The organism is Actinomyces sp. oral taxon 170 str. F0386, assembly GCF_000195595.1.
Classification (GTDB): domain Bacteria; phylum Actinomycetota; class Actinomycetes; order Actinomycetales; family Actinomycetaceae; genus Actinomyces.
The window spans coordinates 46594-64315 of sequence record NZ_GL882536.1 but is presented as its reverse complement, the minus strand read 5'-3'; the positions used below and the strand labels follow the sequence as shown (position 1 = coordinate 64315).

The 17722-nt window shown below is 68.0% G+C and carries 12 protein-coding genes and 2 tRNA genes; 9 read left to right on the top strand and 5 right to left on the bottom strand.

Annotated elements, in window-relative coordinates:
* Window positions 1-50: 50 nt before the first annotated feature.
* From HMPREF9056_RS05250 to glgX, 5 genes are all read right to left on the bottom strand, one after another.
* On the bottom strand, window positions 51-1328 hold the full coding sequence (locus HMPREF9056_RS05250) for an HRDC domain-containing protein (protein ID WP_087942195.1): 1278 nt from the start codon (window positions 1326-1328) through the stop codon (window positions 51-53).
* Window positions 1329-1372: 44 nt separating this feature from the next.
* The gene (locus HMPREF9056_RS05245) at window positions 1373-1978 is read right to left on the bottom strand and encodes a DUF3000 domain-containing protein (RefSeq protein ID WP_034513922.1); all 606 of its coding nucleotides are present in this window, start codon (window positions 1976-1978) and stop codon (window positions 1373-1375) included.
* 144 nt (window positions 1979-2122) lie between these two features.
* Window positions 2123-3910, bottom strand: a complete 1788-nt coding sequence (gene treZ, locus HMPREF9056_RS05240) for a malto-oligosyltrehalose trehalohydrolase (protein ID WP_034513920.1) — start codon at window positions 3908-3910, stop codon at window positions 2123-2125.
* Window positions 3907-6543: a malto-oligosyltrehalose synthase gene (gene treY / locus HMPREF9056_RS05235; protein WP_009403493.1), complete on the bottom strand. Its 2637-nt coding sequence runs from the start codon at window positions 6541-6543 to the stop codon at window positions 3907-3909. Before treY ends, treZ begins: the two co-directional genes overlap by 4 nt.
* A gap of 86 nt (window positions 6544-6629) precedes the next feature.
* A complete protein-coding gene (glgX, locus tag HMPREF9056_RS05230) occupies window positions 6630-8837 on the bottom strand; it encodes a glycogen debranching protein GlgX (RefSeq protein ID WP_009403491.1) in 2208 nt (735 codons plus the stop codon).
* Between the two features lie 265 nt (window positions 8838-9102).
* Between glgX and HMPREF9056_RS05225 the strand changes: the two genes are divergently transcribed.
* From HMPREF9056_RS05225 to HMPREF9056_RS05185, 9 genes are all read left to right on the top strand, one after another.
* Window positions 9103-9175, top strand: a tRNA-Gly gene (locus HMPREF9056_RS05225).
* Between the two features lies 1 nt (window position 9176).
* A tRNA-Val gene (locus tag HMPREF9056_RS05220) sits at window positions 9177-9251 on the top strand.
* 306 nt (window positions 9252-9557) lie between these two features.
* On the top strand, window positions 9558-10799 hold the full coding sequence (locus HMPREF9056_RS05215; protein ID WP_034513918.1) for a carboxylate--amine ligase: 1242 nt from the start codon (window positions 9558-9560) through the stop codon (window positions 10797-10799).
* Entirely contained in the window at window positions 10800-12131 is a 1332-nt protein-coding gene (locus HMPREF9056_RS05210) for a GNAT family N-acetyltransferase (protein ID WP_009403484.1), read from the top strand. It begins immediately after the preceding gene.
* Window positions 12132-12215: 84 nt separating this feature from the next.
* Complete coding sequence (gene thrS, locus HMPREF9056_RS05205; protein WP_009403483.1) at window positions 12216-14267, top strand: threonine--tRNA ligase; 2052 nt, start codon at window positions 12216-12218, stop codon at window positions 14265-14267.
* On the top strand, window positions 14260-14886 hold the full coding sequence (locus HMPREF9056_RS05200) for an HIT domain-containing protein (protein WP_009403481.1): 627 nt from the start codon (window positions 14260-14262) through the stop codon (window positions 14884-14886). Before thrS ends, HMPREF9056_RS05200 begins: the two co-directional genes overlap by 8 nt.
* Before the next feature lie 6 nt (window positions 14887-14892).
* Window positions 14893-15537 carry a phosphatidylinositol phosphate synthase gene (pgsA, locus tag HMPREF9056_RS05195; protein WP_009403479.1) on the top strand — a complete coding sequence of 215 codons (645 nt, stop codon included), beginning with the start codon at window positions 14893-14895 and terminating at the stop codon, window positions 15535-15537.
* Window positions 15534-16538, top strand: a complete 1005-nt coding sequence (locus tag HMPREF9056_RS05190) for a phosphatidylinositol mannoside acyltransferase (RefSeq protein WP_034513916.1) — start codon at window positions 15534-15536, stop codon at window positions 16536-16538. The genes pgsA and HMPREF9056_RS05190 overlap by 4 nt, the downstream gene beginning before the upstream one ends.
* On the top strand, window positions 16535-17716 hold the full coding sequence (locus HMPREF9056_RS05185) for a glycosyltransferase family 4 protein (RefSeq protein WP_009403475.1): 1182 nt from the start codon (window positions 16535-16537) through the stop codon (window positions 17714-17716). Before HMPREF9056_RS05190 ends, HMPREF9056_RS05185 begins: the two co-directional genes overlap by 4 nt.
* Window positions 17717-17722: the final 6 nt, after the last annotated feature.

Here is a 17722-nt window from a genome sequence, read left to right as displayed (position 1 = left end):
CTGCCAAGGTGGATGGCACACCGTCGCATGTTCGAAGACTGTTGGCCTGTTCAGCTCAGTGCTGCCGCCAGGGCGGGTGCGGCCTGCTCAATCTGCCACGGCCTGGCGCCCATGGCAGCCAGGCGCTCACTGATCTCCCGGGTGCTCATAGTCCGGGTGCACTCGGCCTCGATCTCCTCGCCGAGGTCCCAGGCCAGACGACGTTGGCAGCCCGGCGCCAGAAGCAGCTCCTGGGGGACGCGGATCTCCTCGGCGCGCTGCCTGACGGCTGCGCGTACGCGATTGAGCTGGTTGGCGGCTTCTGCGTGATGGCGCTGCCAGGTGCGCGGGTGGGGGAGCTCGTCGGGGCCCATGGGGGCGCGAGTGGAGGGCAGCTCGTCGTCGGGTAGCTCCAGGGCGCGTTCGATGGCCCGCCACCAGCGCTCCTGGTTCTGGCGCGCCTGTCGGGAGGAGAATTCTTTGAGGCCGGTCATCTTGCGTCGTGAGCGGGGCCGGGCCACGGCAGCAGCGATCAGCGCCTGGTGGGACAGGACCTTGGAGGGGGTTCGGTCGAGCTCGGCGGCCAGCTCCTCCCGTGACTGCCACAGCTCGCGCAGGATGGCGAGCGAGCGGGGGGAGCGCACGGCGCTTCCTGCTCGTGGGGTCTTGCGCCACGGGTCGATCTTGGCCGGTCTGGCGGGTCTGGTCCGTACGTGCTCGAACTCCTGGGCGGCCCACTGCGACTTGCCGTCTGTCTCAAGCTCGGCGGCCAGGGCGTCGCGCAGGTCGATGAGAAGCTCGACGTCGAGTGCGGCGTAGATGAGCCAGGAGGCGGGCAGGGGCCTGGTGGACCAGTCTGCTGCGGCGTGGTCCTTGGCCAGGCGCAGTCCCAGGGTCTCCTCGATGACGGCGCCCAGTCCCACGTGCTGGCGGCCCAGGAGCCGGGCGGCCAGCTCAGTGTCGAACAGTGAGGCGGACCTCAGGCCGAGTGCGGTCAGGCAGGGAATGTCCTGGTCGGCGGCGTGAAGGATCCACTCCGGGCCGTCGAGGACGGCGGCCAGCTCGGTCGTCAGGGGGCCGCAGGTGACCGGGTCGATGAGGAGAGTGCCAACGCCGTCGCGTCTGAGCTGCACGAGATAGGCGTCCTGCCCGTAGCGGAAGCCGGAGGCCCGCTCGGCGTCCACGGCCACAGGGCCTTGCCCGGCGGCCAGGTCCCGGGCGGCTCGGCTCAGCTGACTGGGCGTGCTGATGACTTCCGGCAGCCCGTCCCGGGGACGCGGGTAGGCGACGACATCGTGAGGACTGATGGGATGGTCCGTCGTCCCGGGGGGTACGGCTGGGCGCGGCACGGCCGAGGAAACGGCTGGGCGGAGAGTGTCGGTTGCGCGGGTCGTCACCTGGCGACTCCGGCGAGGGTGAGAGGGTGGACCGCCGCCGGTTCATGGCCGGAGGCGACCAGGAGAAGCTCGTGCCAGGCGGTCAGGTGGGGGCCGAGCTGGGCGGTCGTAGGGGACCAGGAGGCTCGGATCTCCGCGTGGGCACAGGAGTCAGTGAGAGTCAGTCCGCCAAAGGTCTCCGACAAGACCCTGGTGACGGTTCCCACGAGTGCCCGGTAACCGGCGCGGGAGTCCTCGAGACCGTCGGTGAGCCAGCTCCAGGCCGCGGACTCGAAGACGGGATCCATACCGACCTCGTCGTCGATACGAGCGCGGGCCTGAATCACGACACGGAAGTCTCCGTCCCAGGCGTCCTGGCCGTTGGGGTCGTACAGGACGACGAAGCGCCCGGTGGCCAGGGGAGTGGCTCCGACGGTCTCCACGGTCTCGGCCGTCAGCGCGGCGGAGTAGGGGGCCAGCTTCCTGGGCGCGGGAATCTCTTCCATGAGGAGCCCGCGTGGGCGGGGCGCGTCACGAAGAGACAGGAGCGCTTCCTCGAATCGTTCGGGGATGGCACCTGCCTCGTTCTGGCGCGGCCTACCATTGACAGTCACGGATGCCACGCTAGTGCGCTACCGCGGCGGGCACATGAAGCCACGCCGCGCGGAGGGTTGCATTGTGTCAACGAGGTGCCCGCCTTTCTGAACGGATGTGCATCGGTTGAGTCGTGGTGCGGCGGTGCGCGGTGCATCCTTCTGCGGGCCCCGTCACCGCCGCGCGATGAGCGTCTGGCCGGAGGACAGAGACGGTGCGGCGTCATCGACCGGGTCCCAGGACAGGAGCACCGTAGTCAAGGCGGGAGCGGGACGCTCCTGACCGGAGAGGTTGGTCGCCACGACGATGTCCTCGTAGGTCACTGTGAGCACGCCGTTGATATCCTCGACCTGAGGCCAGGCGGTGCGCTGGGACCATGTCAGATCGCGGCGCAGGGCGGTCAGCGCCTGGTACCAGGCCAGCATGCGGATGTGCTCGGCCTCGTTCAGCTCATCCCAGCGCAGGCGCGAGGCGTCGACGGTTTCGGCGGCCTGAGGGTCGGGGATCTCGTCGGCGTCCCAGCCGAATCCGGCGAACTCCCTGACGCGGCCCTCACTGACGCTGCGGGCCAGGTCCTCCTCCTCGTGGTCCGTGAAGAACTGGAAGGGGGTGCGCGTTCCCCACTCCTCGCCCATGAAGAGCATCGGCGTATAGGGGGACAGGAGAACCAGAGCGGCGGTGGCCGCCAGGGTGGCGTCGTCGAGGCTGGTGGAGGGGCGGTCGCCGACGGCACGGTTGCCGATCTGGTCATGATCGGATCCGAAGACGACGAAGCGCCGGGGATCGGTGTCCTCGGGCACCGGCGCGCCCCAGTTCCTCTCCCGGAAGGTGGACCAGGTGCCGTTGTGGAGGAAGGCGCGTCCGTAGGCCTTGGCCCAGGCACCGGCCTCGGCGAAGTCTCCGTAGTAGCCCTGGGTCTCGCCGGTGAGACGGGCGTGCAGGGCGTGGTGGACGTCGTCTGCCCACTGGGCGGTCATGCCCAGGCTCGGAGCCTTGGCCGGCGGCTGCTCGTCGGTGGGGGTGATGACGCCGACGTCGTTGAGGTCGGCCTCCGCCACCAGGCTCAGGGGGCGGCAGAGCTCGGCGGACAGCGCTGCCACGGCGTCGGAGAGCTCGGCCAGGACGTGCGGCTGGGGCGGGTCGGCGGCCGCGGCGTCGTCCTTGATCTCGTGGATGGCGTCCAGGCGCAGGGCGTCGACGTGGAAGTCACGCAGCCATCGCAGGGCGGAGTCGATGACGAAGGCGCGCACCTGCTGGCTGCCGTCGTGGTCGTAGTTGACGGCCTCGCCCCAGGGCGTATGGTGCGCCTGGGTGAAGTAGGGGCCGAAGACACTGAGGTAGTTGCCCGACGGGCCCAGGTGGTTGTAGACGACGTCGAGACACACGCCAATACCGGTGCTGTGGGCGGCGTCGACGAATCGGGCCAGTGCCTCGGGGCCGCCGTAGGTCTCATGGACGGCCCACAGGGCCACTCCGTCATAGCCCCAGCCGGTTTTGCCGGGAAATGCCGCCAGCGGCATGAGCTCGATGATATCGACCCCCAGCTCGGCCAGGTGGTCCAGGCGTGAGATGGCGGCGTCCAGGGTGCCCTCGGGGGTGAAGGTGCCCACATGCAGCTCGTAGATGACCGAACCTCGCAGGTCCTTGCCCTCCCAGTCCTGGTCGGTCCACTGCCAGGTGGCCGGGTCCACGGTGCGCGAGTGGCCGTGGACGCCGTCGGGCTGCAGGGCGCTGCGAGGGTCTGGACGGTTCGGTGAGCCGTCCACGCGGTAGGCGTAGTCGGTGCCGGGCTCCAGGTCGAAAGGAGCGGTCCACCAGCCGCCCGGTACCGGGACCATGTCGACGAGACGCTCCTCACCCGGCAGGTGCAGCTCGACCGTGTGCGCGTCGGGGGCCCACACTGGTACCCGTGGTCCTACGGGAAGCGCGGGGGAGGTCCAGGTCCGGCGCGTCGGGCTCACGGGGTGACCTCCTGGGCGTTCTGGTCGGGACGGTCGGCCTCGGTCGTGGAGGGCTGAGAGACGATCTTGGCCAGGACGACGACCGGTGCGTCCCCGACCACCTCGGCCAGGGGCTGGTTGCCGCCCTTCACGGTGCCGCCGTGCAGGACGTCCTCCCATGCTCCCTCGGGTAGGACGACGCTCTCCTCACGCCAGCCGCCCAGCTGCTCAAGACGCTTGGACAGGCGCCTGATGATGACGACGACATCGGGGACCTCATCAAGCAGGCGGGCGTAGGCGAAGGCGAAAGAGGTCGTCACCGGGATCGTCCGGTAGCCCGAGCGGGGACCGACGAAGGTGTCGGGCCTTGAGGCGCGAAGGCGCGCCAGACGCGAGGTGAGGAAGAGCTTGTCCTCGTCGAGGTTGCGCGGGGTGGCACCGGAGTCGAGGCGCTCCAGGAGACTGATGAGCCCACCGGGCCCGGTGTAGTCGACCGGGCGGCGGTTGTCGGGGTCGACCAGGGAGGAACGGGTGGTCTCGCTGCCCTGGTAGATGTCGCTGACTCCTATCCAAGTCAGGGTCAGCGCCTTGTTGGCGAGAATCGCGGTGCGTGCGGCCTTGGCCGTCAGAACCGCGAAGTCCTCCAGCTCGCGCGCGACCTCCGCATTGCTGAGCAGATGAGCGGCGTAGTCGGTCAGGGCCTGCTCGCGGGCCAGGTCCGGGGCGGTCCAGGTGGTCCAGAACTTCTGCTCCCGGGAGGCCTTGATGAGATAGGCGCTCAGTCGCTCGGGGGTCATCGGGTCATCGCTGTCGGGCATCCACGTGCCCCACAGGGTCTGCCACAACAGGTTCTCGCTGCGTCCGTCGAGGTCCAGAGGGCGGGCCTGGACGGTCATGGCTCGTAGACGGTGGACGAGGTCGCTCCACTCGTCGGCGTAGGAGGCCAGGACGTCCAAACGTGCGCGCACGTCCTCACCGCGCTTGGTGTCATGGGTCGTGGAGGTGACCATCGTGTCGGGCCAGGTGTTCTGGACCCGGTCGGCCCAGGCGTGGGCTTCGTCGGCACTCAGCGCGAAACCGACCGGGTTACCACCCACCTCGGTGAGACTGGTCAGGTGGGTCCAGCGGTAGAAGGCAGTGTCCTCCACTCCCTTGGCGGTAACGGCCCCACACACCTGCTGGAAGCGGATGACGGCCTCGGCCCGTTCTGAGGACTCCGACAACCCCTCCGACCCGACTGGTTCTCCCAGAAGAATGGCGACTACCAGGTCGAGGGTCTCACCCTGGTCCGGCTCAAGACGCTGACGGGCGCGTTCGGCGTCGGCGTAAAGGACGGCGGCCGTCTCAGGGCTGGGAGGCGTGCCCGGTACGACGTAGACCCGGTACTGGTCGGCGGCCACGAGCAGCTCGACGACGCAGGCCCTCAGGTCACGCAGGGTGTGGTCGCGCAGGCGGACGTCCTGGGAGGTCAAAGAGTCCAGAACACGGGCCAGACGATCGACCTCCGAGGCCAGCGACCCGGCGATCACCTCGCGCTTGGCCTCCTCCACGATGCGGTCGTAGTCCACCGGCGCGTCCCCGGTGAGCTCTTGCATGAGCCCGCCCAGCCTGGCGGCGCCGGCGGGGTCGACCTGGAGCTGGTCGATCCTCCAGGCGGCGTCGTACCCGGTGGTTCCGGCCACCGGCCATGAGGTGGGCAGGGACTCATCGGGCGCCAGGATCTTCTCCGCAGCGATCCACGCTCCGTCGGTGGCGTCGGCCAGCTGAGTGAGGTAGCCACCGGGGTCGGCCAGACCGTCGGGATGATCGACCCGCAGGGCGCCGATGACCCCGGCCTGCATGAGCTCCAGGATGAGGGAGTGGCTGCCGGCGAAGACATCGGGATCCTCCACCCGGATCGCGGCCAGGGTGCCCACGTCGAAGAACCGCCGGTAGTTGATCTCCTCGTCGCCGACCTTCCAGTAGGCCAGCCGGTAGTGCTGGCGCTCGACGAGGACGTGCATCGGCAGGGACTCGGTCCCCTGCGCGACGGGAAAGGCATGGTCGTAGTAGCGCAGTACCCACTGCTCACCCAGGTCCTCCTGCCCCGGAACCACCGTCTGCTCCAGGGTGAGCTCCTCGTCGGCCAGGACCGCGCCGATGCGCTTGCCCAGGATCGGCATGAGGATGGGCTCGTCCAGGGAGAGGTCGAACCAGGCGGCGTAGGGGGAGTCCGGGCCCTCGCGCAGTACCGACCACAGGGGCAGGTTGTGCCAGCCTGGGGTCGGGACCGCCATATGGTTGGGGACGATGTCCACCACGATGCCCATTCCATGAGTCCGAGCCTCGGCGGACAGGGACTCCAGCTGGTCGCGTCCGCCCATGACGGCGGAGATCCGGCGGTGGTCGACGACGTCGTAGCCGTGTGTAGAGCCCGGCGCGGCCGTCAGCACCGGGGAGAGGTAGAGGTCGGTGACCCCGAGATCGGCCAGGTATGGAACCAGGGCCTTGGCGTCGGCGAAGGTGAGGCCTGCTCCCAGCTGGAGGCGGTAGGTGGTCACTGGCGTGCGGTGCTCGGGCGCCGGCACGTGCCCCGACCAGGGGGCATATGCGGGTATCTCCGCAGAATCCGCCGAACCGGCCTTATCCACTGCTGCGTCCACTGCGTCGGTCATGTGACTTCCTGAGCTCGTCTGGTCTACGTCGGGCGGTGCGCTGTTGCCTGTGCGTGTTCGGTTGTGCGTCGGCCTGCCTCGGGTTCCTACCGCTGGAGCCGCTCCGTTGTGGCGTCTGACTCGGGAGCGTCGGTAAGGAAGAGCATCGAGCGGGCCTCGACCACGACGGTCTCGTCCGCGGCGAGAACTGGGTCGGAGTCGCCGTCCACCGCGGGTGCCGTGTCCAGGGCGACCTTCCAGGTGGGGGAGTAGCCCTCGCCCGGGAGGGTGAAGGTGATGTCCTCGTCAGAGGCGTTGATGAGCACGAGGAAGGAGCTGTCCACGATCCTCTGGCCCCGCTCATCAGGCTCGGCGATGGCCTCCCCGTTGAGGAAGACCATCATGGCTCGGGCGTACCAGGTGGTCCAGTCCTGATCGGTCATGGACTCTCCGGCAGGAGTGAGCCACTCGATCTCGCCGAGCTCACTCTCGCCGCCGTGACCGGCGTCGCCGGTGAAGAAGCGCCGACGCCGCAGCACCGGGTGATCGCGACGTAGCCACATGATGGTACGGGTGAACTCCAGCAGGTCCTTGTCCTGCTCATCGAGGTCCCAGTTGATCCAGGAGATCTCGTTGTCCTGGCAGTAGGCGTTGTTGTTGCCTCCCTGGGTCCGTCCCAGCTCGTCGCCGTGACAGATCATGGGGACGCCCTGACTGAACAGGATGGTGGCTAGGAAGTTGCGGGTCTGGCGGTGGCGCAGCTCGATGATCGTCGGGTCCTCGGTGGGCCCCTCGGCGCCGCAGTTCCAGGAGCGGTTGTTGTTGTCGCCGTCGGCGTTGCCCTCGAGGTTGGCCTCGTTGTGCTTCTCGTTGTAGGAGACCAGGTCGTGCATCGTGAAGCCGTCGTGGGCGGTGACGAAGTTAATGCTGGCCACCGGCGTGCGCCCGGCGTGCTGGTAGAGGTCGGAGGAGCCAGTGATACGGGAGGCGAACTCGCCCAGCGTGGAGGGCTCTCCGCGCCAGAAGTCGCGCACGGTGTCTCGGTACTTCCCGTTCCACTCACTCCACAGCGCCGGGAATCCGCCGACGTTGTAGCCGCCGTCACCCACGTCCCAGGGCTCGGCGATGAGCTTGACCTGGGAGAGCACCGGGTCCTGGTGGATGATGTCGAAGAAGGCGCTGAGCTTGTCGACCTCGTGGAACTGACGGGCCAGCGTGGAGGCCAGGTCGAAGCGGAACCCGTCGACATGCATCTCGGTGACCCAGTAGCGCAGCGAGTCCATGATGAGCTGGAGGACCGCCGGGGACCGCATGAGCAGCGAGTTACCGGTGCCGGTGGTGTCGAAGTAGTGGGTGGCCGAGCCGTCGACGAGCCGGTAGTAGGAGCTGTTGTCGATACCGCGGAAGGACAGGGTGGGGCCCAGGTGGTTGCCCTCGGCCGTGTGGTTGTAGACGACGTCCAGGATGACCTCGATGCCTGCCTCGTGGAAGGCCTTGACCATGGACTTGAACTCCTGGACCTGCTCGCCCTCGGCCCCGTAGGCGGCGTAGGTGTTGTGCGGGGCGAAGAAGCCGATCGTGTTGTAGCCCCAGTAGTTCGACAGCCCCTTCTCCTGCAGGTGGGTGTCATTGACGAACTGGTGGACCGGCATGAGCTCGATGGCGGTGACGCCCAGGCTCTTGAGATGATCAATGACGGCGGGCTGAGACAGGCCGGCGTAGGTGCCTCGCAGGTTCTCGGGAACCAGCGGGTGCAGCTGGGTCATGCCCTTGACGTGGGCCTCGTAGATGATCGTCTCGTGGTACTCGTGCGCCGGGGGGCGGTCGTGGCCCCAGTCGAAGTAGGGGTTGATGACCACGGAGCGCATCGTGTGCCCTGCCGAGTCCTCCTCGTTGCGTACCTCCGGGTTGTCGAAGGAGTAGGAGTACAGGGTCTGGGAGGGCGTCACCTCGCCGGATATCGCCTTGGCGTAGGGGTCCAGCAGCAGCTTGGAGGGGTCGCAACGATGGCCAGAGGCCGGGTCGTAGGGGCCGGCCACCCGGTAGCCGTACTTCTGGCCCGGCGAGATCCCGGGAAGATAGGCGTGCCAGACGTCGCCGTCGACCTCCTTGAGAGTCACCCGCTCCTCGTGGCCCTCCTCGTCGAACAGGCACAGGTCGACGCCGCTGGCCGCCGAGGAGTAGAGAGCGAAGTTGGTTCCTGAGCCGTCGTAGGTCGCCCCGAGCGGATAGGGGTGGCCGGGCCAGATCTGGCGCTGCGGGGCTTCCTGAGATTCCTGAGTGTCCTGAGGCATCGGTGTCGTCGGCGTGGTCATGGGGACTACCCTGCCACGACTGAAGTGTGAAGACAGGCGTGTGGGAGAAAGACATGTCACGTCGAACCGCCGCACAGGGCCCGCCCCGCCCCTGCCGAGCCATCCTCATGTCACCTCGCGTCGCCCCATGTCCTCTGCGCCTCCTATGGTCGTGAGAGGAGCTGGCTGGAGCGTGAGACACCTCATGAAGGATCGAGGTCGGACCAGTTTTGCCTCCGACGGATACCTCTGCTAACTTTCTTCCCGCACCCCACAAGGGTGTCACGCGGATGTGGCTCAGTTGGTAGAGCATCACCTTGCCAAGGTGAGGGTCGCGGGTTCGAGTCCCGTCATCCGCTCGGGCGATTGGCGCAGCGGGAGCGCGCTTCCCTGACACGGAAGAGGTCACTGGTTCGATCCCAGTATCGCCCACCAGAATCGAGAAGAGACCGGCTCGGAGCTCAGCGCTCCGGGCTTTTTTCATGCTGGTGGATCGTGTGTTCCGACGGCTCGTCGTCGAGGGGAGTGCCGGGTGGTATGTGTCACCGAGAACTGCGATCTCATCGCTGAGCCATGGGGGAATTGCCTGGAATCCTGCTGGATTCCAGGAGTGTGGCGGCAGTGGTCGGGGTCGGCCGTGTGTTCGGGTCGTGATGTTTCCACGATGGTCGGGAACGAGGCGTTCCAGCGTGCTCTACCATCTGGGGAGGAGTCGGTCCCTGCGGCAAGAAACGGATGGTTATGACGGAACGCTTCAGGCACCTGCTGCCCGTGGTCCTCGGTGGCGATATCGGCGCCTACGCCCTGGCGCGGCAGCTCCACGAGGTCACCGGAACCCCGGTGACGATCGTGGCCTCGGACCCGATTGTGGCGATCTCCGAGTCCTCCTACATCACCGTCGTCCACCAGGCGGCCGGTGCGCCGCCGGAGAGGACGATCGCGCTGCTGCAGCGTCTGGCCGAGGGGCGCGAGCCCCGCAGCGCCGTGCTCATGGCCAACACCGACGCCGCTGCGGCCATGGTCTCCGCTCACCGGGACGAGCTCGAACCCGCCTATGTCCTGCCCTTCCCGGACATCGACGTGCTCGACGCCGTCAGCGACAAGGCCTCCTTCTCCCGCCTGTGCGCCGAGGTGGGGGTCCTTACGCCCCGGGAGGTCGTCGTCGACCTGGCTGACCCCGACTGCGAGCCTCCGACCTCCGCCTCCGAACTCGGCATGGAGTTCCCGCTCGTGGCCAAGGCCGCCATCGGCGCCGACTACGACCGCATCTCCTTCCCTGGCAAGCGCAAGATCTGGTTTATCGACGACGCCGCCGAGCTGGCAGGCATGTGGAGGAGCCTGAAGGACGCCGGCTACCGCTCCACCTTCCTGGTTCAGGAGTGCATCCCCGGTGACGACACCGCCATGCGCTCGGTGACCGCCTACATGGACTCCACCGGCGAGCTGCGTCTTATCGGCTCGGCGCGCGTCCTTCTTCAGGACCATGCACCCACCATGATCGGCAACCCGGTCGCCATGATCACCGAGGCCTTCCCCGACCTGTGGGACGCCACGAGCCGTCTGCTGCGCCACGCCGGATACCGCGGATTCGCCAACCTCGACATCAAGGTGGATCCCCGTGACGGACGTGAGCTCTTCTTCGAGGTCAATCCCCGTATCGGTCGCAATTCCTTCTACCTGACCGCCGCCGGCGCCAATCCCATGGCCGTCATGCTCAAGGACCTGGTCCTGGACCAGCGCGACGAGCCCACCGAGGTGACCCGGCAGGTCCTCTACTCCCTGGTTCCCGACGGCGTCATCGCACGCTATGTGTCCGATGAGGTGCTGCGCCGCAGGGCCAAGACCCTGGGGCGGGGCATCGACCCGCTGCGCGACCCTGCTGAGCACTCGCTTCGCCGGCGCGTCACGATCGAGCTCCAGCGCCTCAACCACTACCGCAAGTTCGCCCGCAACTATCCGCAACGAGTCGACAGGTCCCGCTGAATGCCCGAGAACGAGAACATGCCCGACAGCACCACCCCCGACGCCACGACCGATACTGCCGCACAGACCCCCGAGGCCCCTCAGACCGCGACGGACGGCGCCACGGATACCGCTTCCGAGGCCACCGCCGACAGGCCCCAGAAAGCTGAGGCGGTTGAGGACGCCGAGAAGGCTCAGGCGACTCGGCCGAAGGAGAAGGGACAGAAGGTCGAGAAGACCGACAAGGTTGCCAAGACCGCCGAAACTGACAGGCCTCAGGCCTCTCGGCCCACGCACCCCGAGCCGGTGCACTCCACCTCGGACCGCTCCGAGACCCTACGCCGTGTCGATGGGCGCGAGATGCGCCTGGCGGTGGGTAACAGCCCCTTCCCGGTCGAGCAGACCGAGGCCTGGGAGCGCTTCGAGGAGGCCATGGGGCGTCCGCTGTGGGGGCGCTACCTCTACGAGGACGAGGGCAAGCCGGTGGCCGCCATCGCCCTGTACCGCTACGAGATGGGCGGCCAGACCTTCCTGTGGGCCAAGCACGGCCCGGTCTGGCTCAAGGAGCAGTCGCCCGAGCGTGAGGCCCACCTGCGCCGCCTGCTGCGCTCAGTGGTCAAGGAGCGAGACCGCTCCGTGCGCTTCATCCGCATGCACGCCCGCTACCGCGACACCGACCTGCGCGAGCTGCTGTCCACCATCACCTACGACCGCACCTACGTCATCGACCTGGTGCCCAGGACGCCGGAGAAGATGGCCGCGGTCATGCCCAAGGACGGCCGCCGCGCGGTCAAGCGCGCCGAGCGCGTGGCCCGGGAGGCCGGCTGCACCATCAGCGACGAGACCGGTCTGAGCCGCGAGGAGTTCGACAAGGTCTACGAGGTCCTGCGCGAGACCGCCGAGCGCGACGGCTTCAAGCCCCACGACGCCGAGGTCTACTGGACCATGCTGACGGCCCTGGGGGAGAAGAACGCCCGCCTGTTCGTCCTGCGCAAGGACGGTGTCCCCCATGCCTGGGACCTCATCCTCACCTCGGGCAAGGACTCCGTGGCCTACTACGGCGCCTCCTCCAATGAGTCGCGCACCTTCCGCGGGGCCGAGGCCCTGGACTGGTGGGCCGCCTGCACTCTGGCCCAGGAGGGCTACCGCGGTCTGGACCTCATGGGGGCCGGCTCCACCAGAGTCCCCTCGCTCTACACCGTAGGGCAGTACAAGAAGCGCTACGCCCAGCACGTTACCGAGGTCGACGGAGCCTGGGACGTCCCGGTCTCCCGGTTCATCTACTCCGGGATGTCCACCGCCAAGCGCCTGCGTGACGCACTGCGCGCGCGGCGTGGCTCACGGCAGGACTGAGCTCGCGGGGTCAGGACGTAGACTCGCGGCCGAACCGGGGTGCACCAGTGCAGCGCCCCACACCGATGCAGAGGAGACGAGCCCGTGTCAGACCAGCCCACGATCAACATCACCCTCGATGGCGTACCGCGCACCATCGAGACGGGCACCACGGGAACGCTCCTGCTGCAGGACTCCGTCAAGAAGGGCGGTGTCGTCGCGATGCGCGTCAACGGTGAGCCCTGGGACCTGGACCGCCAGGTCCCGGCGGGCGCCGTCGTCGAGCCCATCACCCTGGCCAGCGAGGACGGCCTCAACATCCTGCGCCACAGCGCCACCCACGTCATGGCGCAGGCCGTTCAGGAGATGTTCCCGCAGGTCAACCTCGGCATCGGCCCCTTCATCACCGACGGCTTCTACTACGACTTCGGCGCCATCGACGCCGTCACCCCCGAGATGCTGCGCGAGATCGAGAAGCGCATGAAGCACATCGTCAAGGAGGGGCAGCGCTTTGTGCGCCGCGACATCACCGAGGCCCAGGGGCGTGAGGAGCTGGCGGACCAGCCCTACAAGCTCGAGCTCATCACCACCAAGGGCGCGGGCGCCGAGGGCGCCTCGGTGGAGGTCGGCGCCGGCGGGCTGACCATGTACGACAACGTCCGACGCGACGGCAGCGTCGCCTGGACCGACCTGTGCCGCGGCCCCCACCTGCCCTCCACCCGTCTCATCGGACAGGGCTTCGCGCTGACCAAGTCGTCGTCGGCCTACTGGAAGGGAGACCAGTCCGGCGACTCCCTCCAGCGCATCTACGGCACCGCCTGGGCCAGCAAGGACGACCTCAAGGCCTATCAGACCCGTCTGGCTGAGGCCGCCAAGCGCGACCACCGCAAGCTCGGCGCCGAGCTCGACCTCTACTCCTTCCCCGAGGAGATCGGCCCCGGCCTGGTGGTCTTCCACCCCAAGGGGGCCATGCTGCGCCACCAGATCGAGCAGTACGTCGTCGACCGCCACCAGGACTACGGCTTCGACTTCGTCCACACCCCCGAGATCTCCAAGGGCGGACTGTTCCACACCTCGGGCCATCTGCCCTACTACGCCGACACCATGTTCCCACCCATGCTCGCCGACGAGGAGCGCGACGGACAGGGCAACATCACCAAGGCAGGCCAGGAGTACTACCTCAAGGCCATGAACTGTCCGATGCACAACCTCATCTTCCGCTCCCGGGGCCGTTCCTACCGCGAGCTGCCGTTGCGCTTCTTCGAGATGGGCCACGATTACCGTTACGAGAAGTCCGGCGTCGTCCACGGACTGACCCGTATGCGCGGCTTCACCCAGGACGACTCCCACACCTACTGCACCCCTGAGCAGGCTGGTGAGGAGATCCGCGCCCAGATCGACTTCTTCCTGTCCATCCTCAAGGCCTTCGGACTGACCGACTTCTACCTCGAGCTGTCCACCCGCGACGAGGACGGAGCCAAGAAGGACAAGTTCATCGGCTCCGACGCGGACTGGGCCGCCGCCACCCGGGCCCTTCAGGACGCCTGCGACGCCTCCGGGCTCGAGGTCGTCCCGGACCCCGGCGGCGCGGCCTTCTACGGCCCCAAGGTCTCCGTTCAGGTCAAGGACGCCATCGGCCGAACCTGGCAGATGTCCACCATCCAGTACGACTTCAACCAGCCCGAGCGCTTCGACCTGGAGTACACGGCCGCTGACGGCACCCACCAGCGCCCCATCATGATCCACTCGGCCAAGCTGGGCAGCGTGGAGCGCTTCATCGGGGTACTCACTGAGCACTACGCAGGCGCCTTCCCCACCTGGCTCTCCCCGGTGCAGGTCCGGCTCATTCCCGTGGCCGAGGCCTTCGACGACTACGTCGACGACGTCGCCGCCCAGCTGCGCGCTCAAGGGGTGCGCGTCGAGGTGGACCACTCCGACGACCGCTTCGGCAAGAAGATCCGCAACGCCTCCAAGGACAAGATCCCCTTCACCCTCATCGCCGGTGGGGAGGACGCCGAGGCCGGAGCCGTCTCCTTCCGCTTCCGTGACGGCGAGCAGACCAACGGTGTTGCCGTCAAGGAGGCGGTGGCGCATATCGTCAGCGTCATCGACGCCCGTATCAACGACCCGGCGGGGGAGAAGCTGCACAGTGACTGAGGATGTGACTGCGGAGACGAACAATGACCTTCCTGGCGGCGGCACCGCTGGTGAGGGGGTTACGGTGGAGGCGCCCTTCTACCACGAGGGCGCTCCGCAGGCCTTCCAGCGCCTGTGGACCCCGCACCGCATGGCCTACATCGGGGGGCAGAACAAGCCCTCTGACGACACCCCCGCCCAGTGCCCCTTCTGCACGGGGCCGGCTCGCAGCGACGAGGAGTCGCTCATCGTCTATCGGGGTGAGACCAGCTACGTCATCATGAACCTCTACCCCTACAACACCGGCCACCTGCTCGTGTGCCCCTACCGCCACATCTCCGACTTGACCGAGGCCACAGCGGCCGAGCGGGTGGAGATCAGTGAGCTGACGGCCACGGCCATGAGCGTCGTACGTTCGGTGAGTCACCCGCACGGCTTCAACCTGGGTATGAACCAGGGTGAGGTCGCCGGCGCAGGGATCGCCGCCCACCTCCACCAGCACATCGTGCCGCGCTGGAAGGGGGACGCGAACTTCATGCCGATCATCGGGCGCACCAAGCCCGTGCCCCAGCTGCTTGGTGAGCAGCGCGACATGCTCGCCTCGGCCTGGGCGGACCATCTCCAGGAGCCTGGGGACTGATACCCCGTGCTCGGAAACCACGGTCGCGGTCTGACCAGGGCCCTGTTCACCCGCCCCGCCCTGGCGCTGGGGCGGCTCGGGGTGAGTCCCAACATGCTCACCGTCGCCGGGACGGTTCTGACGGTGACAGCGGCAGTCACCCTGCTGCCGCAGGGGCACTTCGTGGCCGGGCCTCTCGTTCTCCTCGTAGTGCTCGTAGCGGACTCCTTCGACGGCATCCTGGCCCGAGCCACCGGTACGAGCTCGGTCTTCGGGGCTTTCCTGGACTCCACGATGGACCGTCTGGCCGACGGCGCCGTCCTGGGATCATTGGCTGCGTGGGCCGCACTGTCCATGTCCGTTGGCGCGCTCCGGACGGTGACGGTCGTGGCCGCTCTGGCGGGCATGATTCTCGCCGCCACCGTCCCTTACGCCCGCGCCCGGGCCGAGTCCATCGGCGCCACCGCCAATGTAGGGATCGCCGAGCGCACCGACCGGCTCATCGTGGCGCTCGGCGCCACCTTCATCGTGGGCCTGGGAGCGTCCCAGTGGGTGCTCACCATCGCACTGGTCTATGTGGCGATTGCCTCCTTCATCACCGTGGTTCAACGTGTGTGGACCGTCTACCAGCAGACCTACCGGCAGACTCGGTCGGAAGGAGCGACTGCATGAGACTGCGACTGCCCCGGGTATCCGACGCCTACCGTGTGGCCTGGCACGGCACACGTCATCTGCCCACCTCCGTGGGCTACGGCCTGGCGCACACCGTCGCTGACGTCCTGTGGGCCTGGCACCGCCTGAGACGCGCCACCACCGGTGTAGGACAGCTCGAGCGTAACCTGTCCCGCCTCCTTCCTTCGGGTACGCCGCTGCGAGCACTGCGCCGGAGCGCACGGGCAGGGATGCGCTCCTACATGCGCTACTTCTACGAGGCCTTCGCCCTGCCCGGCATCACGCCGGACCAGGTCCTTGCGCGTGTGCGTGCCGACGTCGACCCACGGCTGCACGAGGACGTGCGCGTAGGCAGCGTTGTCATGGCGTTGCCGCACATGGGCAACTGGGACCTCATCGGAGCCTGGGCCTGCCGTGAGCTCGCCACCGTCCTGACTGTGGCCGAGCGTCTCAAGCCCGATGACCTCTTCGAGCAGTTCGTCTCCTTCCGTGAGGGGTTGGGCATGCGAATCATCGGCCAGGCCCACGGGGAGAAGGTCTTCGACCGCCTGCTGGAGACGGCGAGCCGGGGGCACTACGTCGTCGCCCTTCTGGCCGACCGGGACCTGTCCTCGGCCGGGATCACCGTCACGCTGGGCAGCGCCACCGCACGGGTGGCTGCCGGGCCCGCTGCGATCGCCCAGCGTCTGGGCCGTCCTCTTTACGCTGCGTCGATCCACTATGAACCTCTCACGGGCGAGCGACGTCGTCGGGCAGGATCACCGTGGGGACTGGTCCTGACCGCACGCAAGGTTCCGCAGCCGCAGAACCTGGAGGGACACGAGCGGGTCGTCGCGCACACTCGCGCCTGGGTCGCCGAGCTGGAGCCGTTGATCGCCGAGCACGCCCAGGACTGGCACATGCTCCAGCCGGTCTTCGATGCAGACCTGGATCGGGAGCGCCTGGCCCGTAGCCACGCCCGCGAGCAGCAGAACGGTCACACGCAGAAGGAGGACGCATGAGGGTCGGCATCGTCTGCCCGTACTCCTTCGACGCGCACGGAGGCGTCCAGGTCCACGTCATGGACCTGGCCGATGAGCTCTTCCGGCGCGGACACGAGGTTCAGGTCCTCGCACCGGCCTCCCAGGGCACTGTGCTGCCGGACTGGGTGACCAGCGCCGGGGACTCCATCGCCATCCCCTACAACGGCTCGGTGGCGCGGCTGAACTTTGGTGCGCTCGTGGCTCGGCGGGCCCGGCGCTGGCTGGAGGCCGGGGACTTCGACATCCTTCACATCCACGAGCCCATCACCCCCAGCGTGGGGATGCTGACCCTCCAGGCCGCCACCGGCCCGGTGGTGGGCACCTTCCACGCCGCCATGGACCGTTCACTGGCACGTGAGCTGCTGAGCCCGGCGACGGTGCCGCTCATGGAGAAGCTCTCCGCCCGTATCGCTGTCTCGGAGGAGGCGCGCCGCACTCTCATTCAGTATCACGGCGGTGACGCCGTCGTCATTCCCAACGGGGTCAACGTCGCTCCCTTCGCCAGTGCGTCCAGGGACGACCCCCGCTTCCGGGGAACGGACGAGGCACCCACCATCTCCTTCCTGGGACGCCTCGATGAGCCTCGCAAGGGGCTGCGGGTCCTCGCCGACGCCATTCCCGCCGTGCTGGAGTCCGTGTCGGAGGCACGCTTCCTCATCGCCGGTCGCGGCCAGGCCCAGGATATCCGCGACGAGCTCGCGCGCTTCGGAGACTCCGTGGTCTTCCTGGGGGGCGTCAGCGATGAGGACAAGGCCTCCATGCTGGCCTCGGCCACCTGCTACGTGGCTCCGCAGACCGGCGGAGAGTCCTTCGGCATCGTCCTGGTGGAGGCCATGGCCGCAGGCACCCGGGTCGTCGCCTCCGACCTCAAGGCGTTCTCGGACGTGCTCGGCGAAGGACGTTACGGAGCGCTGTTCCGCAACGAGGACGGCGGCGACCTGGCTCGAGTCATCATCGACACGCTGCGGGACGTCCCTGCGGCTCAGGTCCGCCAGAAGGCGGCCTCCCAGGTCGTGGGACGCTACGACTGGTCCGCGGTCACCGATGAGGTGCTCGACGTCTACGACATGGCCCTGTCCACCGCTCATACCCGGGTGGCACCGGCGCCCGGGTCCCGCACGATGCTGGGCCGACTGCGCGACGCCCTGGACGACTAGCAGCTG

Coding starts and splice junctions, on each gene's coding strand:
- HMPREF9056_RS05215 (WP_034513918.1), top strand. CDS start 9,558: ATGACGGAACGCTTCAGGCACCTGCTGCCCGTGGTCCTCGGTGGCGAT.
- HMPREF9056_RS05210 (WP_009403484.1), top strand. CDS start 10,800: ATGCCCGAGAACGAGAACATGCCCGACAGCACCACCCCCGACGCCACG.
- HMPREF9056_RS05185 (WP_009403475.1), top strand. CDS start 16,535: ATGAGGGTCGGCATCGTCTGCCCGTACTCCTTCGACGCGCACGGAGGC.
- treY (WP_009403493.1), bottom strand. CDS start 6,543: ATGACCGACGCAGTGGACGCAGCAGTGGATAAGGCCGGTTCGGCGGAT.
- glgX (WP_009403491.1), bottom strand. CDS start 8,837: ATGACCACGCCGACGACACCGATGCCTCAGGACACTCAGGAATCTCAG.
- HMPREF9056_RS05190 (WP_034513916.1), top strand. CDS start 15,534: ATGAGACTGCGACTGCCCCGGGTATCCGACGCCTACCGTGTGGCCTGG.